At 42.5% G+C, this 12,521-nt stretch carries 12 protein-coding genes; 3 read left to right on the forward strand and 9 right to left on the reverse strand.

All coding sequences use genetic code 11. The features are described 5' to 3' along the window. Nucleotides 1–78 precede the first annotated feature (78 nt). The 7 genes from ACRYKC_RS17660 to ectA all read right to left on the reverse strand — a co-directional run bounded on the left by ACRYKC_RS17660 (nt 79) and on the right by ectA (nt 7,066). On the reverse strand, nt 79–1,323 hold the full coding sequence (locus ACRYKC_RS17660) for a dihydrolipoamide acetyltransferase family protein (protein WP_433808743.1): 1,245 nt from the start codon (nt 1,321–1,323) through the stop codon (nt 79–81). A 12-nt stretch (nt 1,324–1,335) separates the two neighbouring features. After that, the gene (locus ACRYKC_RS17665) at nt 1,336–2,334 is read right to left on the reverse strand and encodes an alpha-ketoacid dehydrogenase subunit beta (RefSeq protein WP_433808745.1); all 999 of its coding nucleotides are present in this window, start codon (nt 2,332–2,334) and stop codon (nt 1,336–1,338) included. Then, nucleotides 2,331–3,401 carry a pyruvate dehydrogenase (acetyl-transferring) E1 component subunit alpha gene (pdhA, locus tag ACRYKC_RS17670; protein WP_433808747.1) on the reverse strand — a complete coding sequence of 357 codons (1,071 nt, stop codon included), beginning with the start codon at nt 3,399–3,401 and terminating at the stop codon, nt 2,331–2,333. The genes ACRYKC_RS17665 and pdhA overlap by 4 nt, the downstream gene beginning before the upstream one ends. A 2-nt stretch (nt 3,402–3,403) precedes the next feature. After that, the gene (gene hisC, locus ACRYKC_RS17675) at nt 3,404–4,528 is read right to left on the reverse strand and encodes a histidinol-phosphate transaminase (protein ID WP_433808749.1); all 1,125 of its coding nucleotides are present in this window, start codon (nt 4,526–4,528) and stop codon (nt 3,404–3,406) included. A gap of 361 nt (nt 4,529–4,889) precedes the next feature. Continuing rightward, complete coding sequence (locus tag ACRYKC_RS17680; RefSeq protein WP_433808751.1) at nt 4,890–5,282, reverse strand: ectoine synthase; 393 nt, start codon at nt 5,280–5,282, stop codon at nt 4,890–4,892. Continuing rightward, nucleotides 5,279–6,559, reverse strand: a complete 1,281-nt coding sequence (gene ectB, locus ACRYKC_RS17685; protein WP_433808753.1) for a diaminobutyrate--2-oxoglutarate transaminase — start codon at nt 6,557–6,559, stop codon at nt 5,279–5,281. Before ectB ends, ACRYKC_RS17680 begins: the two co-directional genes overlap by 4 nt. 18 nt (nt 6,560–6,577) lie before the next feature. Further along, nucleotides 6,578–7,066, reverse strand: a complete 489-nt coding sequence (gene ectA / locus ACRYKC_RS17690; RefSeq protein WP_433808755.1) for a diaminobutyrate acetyltransferase — start codon at nt 7,064–7,066, stop codon at nt 6,578–6,580. Between the two features lie 505 nt (nt 7,067–7,571). Between ectA and ACRYKC_RS17695 the strand changes: the two genes are divergently transcribed. From ACRYKC_RS17695 to ACRYKC_RS17705, 3 genes are all read left to right on the forward strand, one after another. Continuing rightward, entirely contained in the window at nt 7,572–9,086 is a 1,515-nt protein-coding gene (locus ACRYKC_RS17695; RefSeq protein WP_433808757.1) for a glycine betaine uptake BCCT transporter, read from the forward strand. 128 nt (nt 9,087–9,214) lie between these two features. Continuing rightward, on the forward strand, nt 9,215–9,922 hold the full coding sequence (locus ACRYKC_RS17700; protein WP_433808759.1) for an alpha/beta hydrolase: 708 nt from the start codon (nt 9,215–9,217) through the stop codon (nt 9,920–9,922). A gap of 160 nt (nt 9,923–10,082) precedes the next feature. After that, nucleotides 10,083–10,514 carry a hypothetical protein gene (locus tag ACRYKC_RS17705; RefSeq protein WP_433808761.1) on the forward strand — a complete coding sequence of 144 codons (432 nt, stop codon included), beginning with the start codon at nt 10,083–10,085 and terminating at the stop codon, nt 10,512–10,514. A 69-nt stretch (nt 10,515–10,583) separates the two neighbouring features. Here the strand turns inward: ACRYKC_RS17705 and ACRYKC_RS17710 are convergent, their stop codons facing one another. Then, a complete protein-coding gene (locus tag ACRYKC_RS17710) occupies nt 10,584–10,883 on the reverse strand; it encodes a rhodanese-like domain-containing protein (protein ID WP_433808763.1) in 300 nt (99 codons plus the stop codon). Nucleotides 10,884–11,024: 141 nt separating this feature from the next. Further along, nucleotides 11,025–12,485: a CoA-acylating methylmalonate-semialdehyde dehydrogenase gene (locus ACRYKC_RS17715; RefSeq protein ID WP_433808765.1), complete on the reverse strand. Its 1,461-nt coding sequence runs from the start codon at nt 12,483–12,485 to the stop codon at nt 11,025–11,027. Nucleotides 12,486–12,521: the final 36 nt, after the last annotated feature.

The following is a 12,521-nucleotide window of genomic DNA, read 5'->3' on the forward strand; positions in this document are numbered from 1 at the left end:
CCTTTTTGACCAACATCATTTCTGAAACCAGTGGAGCGTGAGGGTTTGAGCTTTCACGCCCACTGCGATCGGATCTTTTTAAATCAACTCTACTAACATCACATAAGGATTTTCAATATAGTCGATGAAGCGGTTCGTAAATGCCACGGACTGCGAACCATCTGCCACTCGATGATCAAAGGTCAGCGTTACATTCATCATCTGTCTAATAACGATTTCGTCATCAATGACAACAGGCGTTTGCTTCGTTTTATGAAAAGCCATCAAGCCCGTTTCTGGATAGTTTAAAATTGGTGTTGCGCCGGTACTGCCCATCGGACCAACGTTACTAATCGTAAAGGTTCCGCCTCGCAAATCTTGTCCAGAAAGCTGATTATCTATGGCCTTCTTCGTTAGGGCCTTCATTTGATTATGGATTTCTACTAATGATAGATTCTCAACATTTTTCAGGACAGGAACGATTAAGCCTTCCTCTGTCCCTGTAGCCAGTCCGATATTATAAGACGACTCTAGAAGGATTTCTCCTTTTTCCTCATCTAATTTTGAGTTGAAGATCGGGAATTCTTTCAATGACAGCTGGAGAGCTTTTATAAAAAAGGCGGCCACAGATACCTGAATTCCAGGACGTCGATCTGTTCCCCGCTTCAGCTGGTCTTTCACCTTTAATACCTCTGTCATATCCACTTCGTCAAAATGAGTGACATGCGGAGCGGTATAAAGCGATTGGATCATTTTCTTAGCAATTTGTTTTCGGCGTCCTCTGAACGGGATGGTTTGCTGTTGTCTTGCTGGTTCGAGTTTCGGCTCATCTATCGCAACCTTTTCTCTTTCTGGAGCAGGCTGGGGCTGGGACTTGGCATCGACATAAGCATAAATATCTTCATCCAGGATACGCCCGCCTTTTCCAGTACCTCTCACATCCTCGATCTGGATGCCCTGTTCCCTCGCTATCCTCCGTGTATGAGGAGAGGCCTTCACACGAGTAGGCGGAAGCTCCAGGTTAAATGTTCTTGGTCCAGAGCTTTGGGCCGGCTCTGGATGAGCACCAGAAGTATGGCCAGCAGGGACTCGCTTCTCTGATGGCTGCTTTTGTTCTGTCTTCATCGTTAAAATGGTCGTCCCCACTTCTATCACATCGCCGACGTCAAACTTAATCTCATCAATGACCCCATCCGCTGGGGCAGTCAGTTCGGCCGTCATTTTATCAGTCTGAACCTCAACAAGAGGAGCGTCATTTTTGACGAACTCCCCTTTTTTCACAAAATAATAAAGGATCTCCGCTTCATGCATTCCTTCCCCGATATCATGCAATTTCACATCCATGGTCAAAACCTCCTAGTACGATAATGCCGTATTGATGGCATAAATGATTTTTTCACTGCTTGGCAAGTACTCTTTTTCAAGAGAATAGACAGGCACTGGCGTGTCGAAGCCAGTGACTTTTTGGATTGGAGCTTTCAAGAAGAAAAAGGCTGTATCATTAATGACAGAAATGATTTCTGCATTCACCCCACCCGTCGCAGGCGCTTCATGCACAATGACGACACGACCTGTCTTCTCTACAGACTCCTGGATCGTCTCTTTATCTAGTGGGTAAAGCGTTCTTAAGTCGATGACATCACACGTAGCGTTCTGATTTTTTTCAAATTGTTCGACGGCTTTCATTGTGTCTGGCACCATAGCGCCCCATGTCAGCACTGTAACGTCATTTCCTTTCTTCACATAGGAAGCTTTGCCAAGCTCGATTGAATACCTTTCTTCAGGGACCTCTGTACGAGACGAACGATAGCTTCTCATCGGCTCTAGAAAAAGCACAGGATCCGGATCCTCTATACTTGCAATCAGCAGTCCTTTTGCATCATAAGCGTTGGATGGAATCACAACTTTCAACCCTGGAATTTGCGTAAATAAAGCTTCTACACTATCCGAATGGATTTCCGGTGCTTTTACTCCTGCCCCATAAGGCGCTCGAATTACCATTGGCACGGTGTAGCGCCCCATCGAACGCTGCCGCATCCTTGTTGCATGAGTCATTAGCTGATTGAAGGCAGGATAGATAAAACCTAAAAACTGCATCTCAGCAATTGGACGAAAGCCGTTAACCGCTAGACCGATTGATGTTCCGATAATACCTGACTCAGCAAGCGGTGTATCGATGACACGCTCTTCTCCAAATTGTTCTAACAGTCCTTCTGTGGCCCGGAAAACACCGCCGTTTTTCCCTACATCTTCCCCAAGAACGAGGACAGATTCATCTTCTTCTAGCATTGTTCTCATCGCATCCGTGACAGCCTGAACCATCGTTAATTTTTTCACTTGAACAGCAGTCGTCATGACATTTGCCCCCTCTTTAATGACCTATGTTGCTCACGCTGCTCCTCCAGCGTCCAAGTCGGTTTTTCAAATACGTTATCAAACACATCATCAATATTTGCCTCAGGATAATCTTTCATTTCAGCTAAGGCGGTATTGATTTCATTCGTGATGTTCTCCTCAGTGGTCGTTAACCACTCTTCATCCCAGAGGCGTTCATTTTTCATATACTTCTCAAGCCTTAACAAAGGATCAGTAGTTATCCTTTTGTGATCGCTCTCGGATTGATCACGGTATTTCGAAGGATCATCCGCTGTCGTGTGTGCCCCGTATCTCCACGTGACTGCTTCTATCAGTGTCGGCCCCTCACCGTTACGTGCTCGATCGACCGCCTTTTTCGTCTCCATATAGACAGCCACGATATCATTTCCATCGATTCGGATACTCGGAATCTCATATCCCAATCCTTTCTGAGCAATCGTTTTTGAGTTCATCTGCTTTTCCATCGGAACGCTGATGGCATAGCCATTATTCTGGTTAAAGAAGACGACAGGGGCTTTGAAAACGCTTGCAAAATTAAGCCCTTCATGGAAATCCCCCTCTGATGTCGCTCCATCACCGAAGTACACAAGGGAAACCCTGTCTGTATTTTTCTTTTTCTCTGCCCATGCCACGCCTGTAGCGTGAAGCAATTGAGAGGCGATCGGAACCGCTGGCGGGAAGATATTTTTCCCTTCTGGCGGAATGCCGCCTTCAATACGGCCCACCCAATATAATAGTAGGTTGCGAAGCGAATGGCCGAACGTCATCGTTGCTGCGTGATCGCGGTAGGTCGGGAACATCCAGTCGCCTTCTTCAACCGCTAAAGCACTGCCTACTTGCGCCGCTTCCTGGCCTTCATATGGCACATAAGTTCCGATTCTGCCCTGCCGTTGAAGGTTTACACACTTTTTATCCATCATTCGAGCTCTCAACATTTTTTCATAAAAAACTTTGAGCACATCGTGCGTCAGCATTTCTTTTACCTCAGGATTTACAAGCTCTCCCTCTTCGCTGATGTATTGCGTTAATGGAAACTTCTCAAGCATGTTCATCGTTTTAACACCCCTTTTTCACTTTTTCGGTATTCTTCCAAATAGGCTTCTAGGCAATCGATAAAGTATTGGTTATCTTTTTGCTCACCGATCGTCACACGGATCATCGTTAGATACCCCATCAAGTGACCTGGCCTGATAATCACTCCAAGATTTAATAGATATTCATAAACCTCTTCGGCAGGAGCACCGACATCGACCATAATGAAGTTGGTTTGTGTAGGAAAGTAAGATAGGTTCATAGCTTCAAATTGTTTTGTTAAAAACTCGCGCCCCTCTTTGTTTAAGCGGATGCTTTCATAGAGAAACTCATCATCATCCAAAGAAGCTGAGGCGGCGGCTTGCGCCAGGCGATTCACATTGAATGGCTCTTTCACTTTATGTAGTTCGTTCACCATTTCAGGGGCCATAAGTCCGTAACCGACTCTTAAAGCGGCAAGACCGTAGACTTTTGAAAAAGTCCTTAAAATGACCATGTTGTTGTATTGATCTAGTAATGGGAGGGTTTCTAAGTATTGAGAGGAATCCGCATATTCATAATAAGCTTCATCCATGACAAGCATGATGTGGGAAGGGATTTTTTTAATAAAAGCCTTTAAGCGTTCTTTCTCTACAATCGTTCCAGTCGGGTTGTTTGGGTTGCAGACAAACACCATCTTCGTTTTCTCATTAATGGCCTCGGCCATCGCTTCTAAATCATGAACACCGCCATCCTGCATCTTAGCCTCAACGGGAACACCGCCTTCGATGATGACGTTTGTTTTGTAGCGAGGAAATGTCACTCCTGCCATTACGACCTCATCACCCTCGTTTATGTACGTTCTCGTTAGTAATCGAATAATTTCATCTGAACCATTTCCAAATACTACTTGATTAGCAACTACCCCAAGTTTATTCGCTAATTTTTCAGCAAGCAGTGGTGAAGTAACCTCTGGATATAACGGAATTTCTTTCATTTCCGTACGTATTGCTTCTGCTGCGAGTGGAGAATAACCAAAAGGATTCTCGTTAGAAGCCATTTTTACGATTTTTGATAGTCCTTTTTCGCGTTTCAGTTCTTCCACCGGTTTCCCCGGAGAATACATCGCAATCTGATCGATTTGCGGACGTGGTTTAACCATAAAGTGTTCCTCCTCCTATCATCCATTTATAGGAAATCTCATGTCACCACCATTTATTTTAGAATTATCTAAATTTTCCCTCAAGAATATCATTTAAAGTTCAAACACGTTATCGCACTAAAATTTTTCTATCAATTAACGACCAAATCTTATCAGTATAGGCTTTTGCGGTATTGAATATATGCGAGAATTGTCAAAACCCCTCGAAAGTTTATTAATCTTTTTGAATAAAGAACCAAAAAATACCACCTCAGGTCATCCATATTATGGATGACCTGAGGTGGTAATAAATAGAAAATAAAGTTCTACAACCTAAAAAAAGCGCTTGGAAGTTTTTTCTCCAAGCGCTCTACTTCTAATTTTATTTTGATTCCTCTGGCAGCTTATAGACACCATCTTCGTCGTGGATCTCATCCCCTACGAGAGCCGGGTTGAATACACACACAACGCGGAAATCTGTCTTCGCACGCAGGTAGTGCTTTTCATGGCCGTCAAGGCAGTACATTGTTCCTGGTTTGATTTGATACTTCTTGCCATCCTCAACCGTTTCAATTTCTGCTTCTCCCTCGATGCAATAAACGGCCTCGATATGGTTTTTATACCAAATATACGTCTCTGTCCCTGCATAAAGGACAGTATCGTGAAGGCTGAAGCCTACATTGTCATCTTTTAATAGAAATCTTCTACTCTTCCAATTGTCATCTTTTACTTCGCGTTCAGTGTTGATTAAATCTTCTAATTTAATTACATTCATACTTTTGCTTCCTCCTTGCCTAGTACAGATTTTATACTTTCTTCAATGATATCCAGTCCTTTTACAATAGCTTCTTCTTCAATAATCAAAGGCGGAAGCATCTTCAGAACTTCATCATCTGGACCAGAAGTTTCAATAATAAGTCCTCTTTCAAAGGCCGCTTCTGCAATTTGTCCGGCTAATCCTTCTTTCTTGCTAGCGATGCCGAGCATCAACCCACGACCGCGCACTTCTGCTTCTAGTTCAGGATATTCCTCGACAAACTGGTTCAAACGCTTTTGGAAAAGTTCACTTTTCTGCTCAATCGCTCCGCTGAATTCATCCGTTTTCCAGTGATTCAAAGCTTCTGCTGCTGTAGCGAATGCCAGATTGTTTCCACGGAACGTACCATTGTGTTCACCTGGTCCCCATTGGTCGTATTCGGGCTTGATCAATGTGATCGCCATTGGCAGACCGCTTCCACTAATGGATTTGGACATACAAATCACGTCAGGGGAAATACCGGCTTTTTCGAAGCTGAAGAACGTACCTGTACGGCCACATCCAGCCTGAACATCATCAACAATCAGCATAATGTCAAGACGACGGCACAACTCCTCCACTCTTTTCAGCCATTCGAAGCTTGCCGCATTGATTCCTCCTTCTCCCTGAACCGTTTCAAGGATGACAGCTGCCGGCAAATCAATTCCGCTTCCGCCATCCTGAATCATTTTCTCAAGATATTCGAGGGAATCATAACCGTCCATATAGTCATCAAAAGGCATAGCAATGCTATAAGTAAGCGGAATACCTGCGCCATGTCGCTTAAACGAATTACCCGTTACAGAAAGTGCCCCGATCGTCATTCCATGAAAAGCGTTCGTAAAGGTGATCACTTTCTCGCGGCCTGTTACTTTCCTTGCGATTTTAAGCGCACTCTCAACGGTATTCGTACCAGTTGGACCTGGAAACATCACTTTATAATCCATGTTTCTCGGTTTTAGAATCACATCATTGAACTTTTGTAAAAACTCAGCACGGGCGGGGGTTGCCATATCGAGGCTGTGTAACAGTCCGTCACTTTTTATATAATCAATCAATTTCTCTTGCATGGCATCATCGTTATGGCCATAGTTTAAAGCTCCTGCCCCTGCAAAGAAATCGATATAGGTGTTTCCTTCTCCATCCCATAGTTGAGATCCTTTCGCTTTTTCAAAAATGGTTGGAAAGCTGCGGCTGTAACTGCGTACAGCTGATTCAAGATTTTCAAATACGCTCATGTCCATTTGGTTAGTCATTTAGATTAGGTCCTCCTATTATTTGAGTGGTCCGATTCTGAATGTATTCTCTTGTTCATGATCGTTCTCATCACCTGGAAAATCGTCTTCGCTGAAACACACACTAATGTCACAAGGGACATCTTTACTGTTTGCGTACCCTTTAAAAAGCTTTTGCGAAGGAATATTGGAAGGTGAAACAGTAGCTTCAATATACTTCACGTCACGACAGAAGCGACGCTTCAATATATGATCAATCATTTTTGTCGCCAGACCTTGGCCTCTCTCTGATTTAGCGACAGCTACCTGCCAGATGAACAAAGTATCCGGTGAAGATGGGTTAATAAAACCGGATATAAACCCAACCGTATCCTCTCCATCTTTCACTACTACTGAGGTTTCATTGAAATATTCACACCACAGCAAGTAGCTGTAGGAGGAATTCAAGTCGAGGATAGGAATATTCTCAATAAGCTCATAAGCCGATGCCCCATCCGATTTTTCTGGTTTGGAAAATTGATAGTTCACATTTTTGGTCGTCGTTTGGATAAAATCACCTCAAGTTTTTTCTGAAATTTCTGGCAAGTGCACATTTAGACATTAATAAAGCTTTCCCATTTAGTCAAAGCCGCTTAACAACGGTTTATGAAGCAAAGTCTTGAAAAACAGAAGTGAATGGTAATTTTTAGGGCAATTGCTTTGGTAAAGGCCGCTATAAGCGCATATTCTCTGCTTTTTACAAGAGTGACTCTTATAACCCTTATCACATAAAGGGTTTAGATCGTTTGAACTATTTTGTAAAAAGTTTATGAATTAATAAAAACTGCCTATATGCGCTCGGGGCAATATTTCACCGGATTTCATGGTAAGACTTTTTACACACAAAAAAGAGACTGTCTTTTGCCAGACAGTCTCATTCCTGCAGCTATTTTCGAAACCTTTTGTTTAGGCACCCATCCTATGGGTATAGGAATAGATGTAGAACATCAGTGAATTTTGTCATTTTGATGGAATTCACGGAAAGGAGAGTGAAATGAAGAAAGTCACTTCGGTATTCTGGATTACGTTAGCCATTACATTAGCTGCATCATTTTGGGGTGCGCTTGCTCCAAAAAGCTTCGAAAGCATTTCGGGAAATGTGAAGAGCTACATATCCGTTCATTTCGGCTGGTATTATCTATTAATTGTCACGTTGTTTGTCATTGTGTGTGTGTATTTAATATTCAGCCCTTACGGAAAGATTAAACTAGGTAAGCCTGATGACAAACCAGATTACAGTTATTCTACATGGTTTGCGATGCTCTTTAGCGCAGGTATGGGAATTGGACTTGTCTTTTATGGTGCTGCCTCACCTGTTTCCCACTTTATAAAAACCCCTCCCCTTGCTGAACCAGGAACAACGGAAGCCATCCGTGATTCAATGCGGATTACCTTTTTCCATTACGGCGTTCACGCATGGGCCATTTATGCAATTGTCGCTTTAGTGCTTGCCTATTTTAAATTCAGGCACGGAAAGCCTGGTTTAATCAGCGCCACCTTAGAACCGATTTTTGGTGACAAGATGAAAGGCGGCTGGGGAAAAGCTATTGATGTTATTGCTGTCTTCGCAACCATTGTCGGTGTTGCGACAACACTAGGGTTTGGTGCCGCTCAGATTAACGGAGGCTTTACTTATCTACTAGGAATAGAGAAACAATTCTGGGTCCAGCTGTTAATCATTGTGGTGGTGACTGCCTTATTTATGCTGTCCGCCTACACAGGACTTAGTAAAGGAATTAAATACTTAAGTAACGCTAATATGGGACTAGCAGCCATTCTATTTTTCACGATGCTGGCTATTGGTCCTACTGTTTATATCGCGAATACATTCACAGATACATTGGGGTCGTATATCCAAACACTGCCAACAGAAAGTTTACGCATGAACCCAAATGATGCAGAAGAAAAGCAATGGATCATGGACTGGACGGTATTTTTCTGGGCATGGTGGATTGCCTGGGCACCATTTGTAGGGATCTTCATCGCACGCGTATCGAAAGGACGTTCTATCCGCGAGTTTTTATCCGGCGTTCTTCTTGTCCCATCTGTTGTCAGTTTCCTATGGATGACAGCCTTTGGCGCCACTGGGATTAAAACACAGCAAAACGGTGCGGACATCGCAAGCCTTCCAGATGAACAGGCTTTATTTGGTGTTTTCGATCAGTTCCCTATGAGTGTCTTTTTGTCAATCGTAGCGATGATGCTTGTCGGAACATTCTTTATTACATCAGCTGATTCAGCAACTTTCGTACTCGGAATGCAGACGACAAACGGATCACTGAATCCGCCTAAAGCCGTGAAGTTCGCCTGGGGGATTTCCCAATCCACAATTGCTGCTGTGCTTCTTTATACAGGTGGTCTAACAGCTTTGCAAAATGCGCTAATTTCTGCTGCCTTTCCGTTCTCGTTTATCATGCTCTTAATGGTGTTCTCCTTATTTAAGGCGCTGAATGCGGATAAACGGGCACTTGAGAAAGGTTATGATAGAACAGAAAATAAGTCTGCCTAACATTAAAAGAACTTCCACTCTTACCAATTGAATGAAGAGTGGGAGTTCTTTTTTGTTATTGTATTTATTTTAGAAAAAGACATTAAAGGGTACTACTATAAAAGTACTACTTTAAGGAAGTGATCGCATTGACGATAGGCTGTTTGTTCATTCATGGATTTGGCGGAGCACCTTACGAGCTGGAACCTCTTTATGAAGAAATAAAAAAACATACCGACTGGATTTTGAAAATTCCTGTCCTCCCTGGTCATGGTGAAAGCGACACATTAAAAGAACGAGAGTACACGGAATGGGTGAACAGGGCTGAAGAGGATTTAAAGGAATTAAAAGAGAGTTGTGACACTATTTATTTGATCGGTTACTCTATGGGTGGTGTGATTGCTGCCTATCTTTCAACAAGACACAAAGTAGATAAACTTATTCTTTTAAGTACATCAGCTCATTATATCGATGTTTCCCAGATTGCAGAGGATATTTGGAATATGATTAAAGATGGAGTGCGCGGAGATTTAACGGAAAATGACCTTTTCCAGCGGTATATCAGACGTATGGGATCTGCTCCTATGAGTGCTTCTATTCAATTTCAGAAGCTGGTAGATGAGTTTCGTCCTTATTTTGAAAAAGTCCAAACTCCTACACTGATTGTCCAGGGCGGAAAAGATGGGTTGCTGCCTCCTAAGAGCGCAAAGTTTATCTATGAGTCCATCCAATCAAAAGAAAAAAACCTTCATTTTTTACCTCAATCTAAACACATGGTCTGCCATGGACCAGAGCAAAGCGACCTCCTCAACCTCTGTTGTGAATTTTTGGAAATGGAGAAGCTCACTAAACAATGATTATAAAGTAGAGAAGAAGCGGTAGCTGTGTATAGCCATCGCTTCTTCTATTAGTATTTTCTAGTTATCTAGTGAAATTTTGTATAATCCTATTTATTTGTGTTTAATTATGGAAACCTTTAAATTATACTGAATGAAAGCGCTACTTGAAAGGATTGTGATGGATAAAATGTTGTATATATGGAATATAGAGAAGATTATAGATAGTATATTGCAAGAGAACAAATTAGATATTAACTATGAAATTAATAACAATTTGAAAGCCCCAATGAGTTATAATGTATCGACAAATACGATCAGCTTTAATTATCTTCAAGTGAACGGTTATATGGGTAAAATAAAAATTAAAGAAACCGAGGAAAACTTGGTCAAAATCATTACTTATCATGAAATCGGCTACTATTTAACATTCAAGAAACATAGACACGATCTAAGGACACTTATGTATGGAGAGGATGACGAAGTAGCAGCGCTGCAAGCTGAAATCGAGACAAATGCGTGGGACTACGGAAGAACGTTGGTTCCTGAAGACTTGTTGGATTCCTATGATCAGGTACGTGAACAAAACAGTATGCTCCTGCAAGGGTTATAGGACATAAAAAGAGAGCTGATTGTTTTGAATCAGCTCTCTTGCTTATTGGGAGCTAAAGACGGATAGATCTTATTTTGTGACTTTGCCGTCCCATGCCTGCATTCCGCCTTCCATTGTCTTCGCCTGATAACCTCGATCGTTTAACAAATCAGCTGCTTTATCTGCGCGCTTCCCAGAACCACATACCGTAATATATTCGGTATCTTTGTCGAGCTGATCTACCTTTTCTTCTACTTGGTCTAAAGGGATATGGTGAGCGTTCGGAATCATTCCCTCTTCCACTTCATCCTGGGTTCTGACGTCAATTATTTCCGTTTCAGCTTGATCTCTTCGTTCTTTTACTTCATTAGGGGTCACTTTTGTAGCCATACTTAAAACCTCCTCATTTTAATTTCATATATGTGTTATTACCAGATAAGGTATAACGAAAACATTGTTTCTTACAAGGGGTTCTTCAACTTAAGTATTCAACGGAGGGGTAGCCAATTCTAAGTGAAAACAAGTTATTGATTAAACCCAACGCGTAGTTAAAACCTTTTTCCGAGTATAAAACTCGAGCCCATCTTTTCCGTTGGCGTGGAGATCTCCATAAAACGAATCTTTCCACCCTGAAAATGGGAAGAAAGCCATCGGGGCGGGCACTCCAATATTAACACCAAGCATCCCCGCATCAATTGTTTCACGGAATTGTCTTACATTTCCTCCGTCTTTTGTAAACAGACATGCCCCATTAGCGAACCGGGACTGATTCGTTAGTTCAATCGCTTCATTTAGATTCTTGACTCGACTGATCGATAAAACCGGTGCAAATATTTCATCCTGCCAAATCTTCATTTCTTTTGTTACATTATCAAATATCGTCGGACCCACAAAATACCCTTCCCTCTGCGCTTCTTTATCATGACGTCCATCCCGAACAAGAGTGGCCCCTTCCTTTTCACCTAATTCTATATATTGTAGTGTACGTTCTTTATGGTTCTCACGAATAACGGGACCTAGAAAAACTCCTTCATCCAATCCGTTTCCTATTTTGATCTCATTTGCTTTTTGAGCGAGCAGTTCAATAAATGAATCAGCTACGGAGTCTTCAACGGCCACCACAGAAGCAGCCATGCACCGTTCCCCGGCTGAACCGAATGCGGCATTAAGAATTTGAGTCGCAGCATTATCCATGTTCGCATCTTCTAACACAATAGAGTGATTTTTCGCTCCTGCTAAGGCCTGAACCCGCTTTAAATTCTCTGTTCCACGTTGGTACACATATTTCGCCACCGGTTGAGATCCTACAAAAGAAATAGCAGCTACAGCTTTATGATCCAATAACCCGTTGACGACCTCATGAGCTCCATGAACGATGTTAAACACACCTTTAGGTAAACCAGCTTCTTCAAAAAGTTCGGCCAAACGGTTAGCAAGTAACGGTGTCCGCTCAGATGGCTTTAATACAAAGGTATTACCGGTCACGATTGCCATCGGGAACATCCAGGCTGGAACCATCATTGGAAAATTAAAAGGAGTTATTCCACCGACCACTCCAATGGGGTAACGATACACGCCGGATTCTAGACCGTCTGCTATCGAAGGGAGCTGATCCCCCATCATTAATGTTGGGGCTCCTGCGGCAAACTCTACATTTTCAATCCCTCGCTGCACTTCACCCTGGGCCTCTTTAAAGCTTTTCCCATTCTCAATCGTAACGATTTCTGCAAGCTCATCCCAATGGTCAACGAGCAGCTGTTGATACTTGAATAAAATACGTGCTCGTTTTGGTACTGGGACTTCTTTCCAATATTCAAAGGCTTTACTGGCTGCTTTTACCGCACGATCGACATCCTCCTCTGTTGATATCGGTACATTCGCAATCACTTCACCCGAGGCAGGATTGTAAACGGCTTCGGTCTTGTCTGTCTCAGCGTCTACCCATTTCCCATCAATATAATTTTGTATCGTCTTAACTGTCGTTTGTGTCATAGTTGTTCCTCCTCATTTCTATTAAAAATTCTATCG

The organism is Halobacillus sp. A1-3 (assembly GCF_050971765.1).
Lineage (GTDB): Bacteria > Bacillota > Bacilli > Bacillales > Halobacillaceae > Halobacillus > Halobacillus mangrovi_B.

Coding starts and splice junctions, on each gene's coding strand:
- ectB (WP_433808753.1), bottom strand. CDS start 6,559: ATGACTAACCAAATGGACATGAGCGTATTTGAAAATCTTGAATCAGCT.
- pdhA (WP_433808747.1), bottom strand. CDS start 3,401: ATGCTTGAGAAGTTTCCATTAACGCAATACATCAGCGAAGAGGGAGAG.
- ACRYKC_RS17665 (WP_433808745.1), bottom strand. CDS start 2,334: ATGACGACTGCTGTTCAAGTGAAAAAATTAACGATGGTTCAGGCTGTC.
- ACRYKC_RS17715 (WP_433808765.1), bottom strand. CDS start 12,485: ATGACACAAACGACAGTTAAGACGATACAAAATTATATTGATGGGAAA.
- ACRYKC_RS17710 (WP_433808763.1), bottom strand. CDS start 10,883: ATGGCTACAAAAGTGACCCCTAATGAAGTAAAAGAACGAAGAGATCAA.
- ACRYKC_RS17660 (WP_433808743.1), bottom strand. CDS start 1,323: ATGGATGTGAAATTGCATGATATCGGGGAAGGAATGCATGAAGCGGAG.
- ACRYKC_RS17695 (WP_433808757.1), top strand. CDS start 7,572: ATGAAGAAAGTCACTTCGGTATTCTGGATTACGTTAGCCATTACATTA.
- ACRYKC_RS17680 (WP_433808751.1), bottom strand. CDS start 5,282: ATGAATGTAATTAAATTAGAAGATTTAATCAACACTGAACGCGAAGTA.
- hisC (WP_433808749.1), bottom strand. CDS start 4,528: ATGGTTAAACCACGTCCGCAAATCGATCAGATTGCGATGTATTCTCCG.
- ACRYKC_RS17705 (WP_433808761.1), top strand. CDS start 10,083: ATGGATAAAATGTTGTATATATGGAATATAGAGAAGATTATAGATAGT.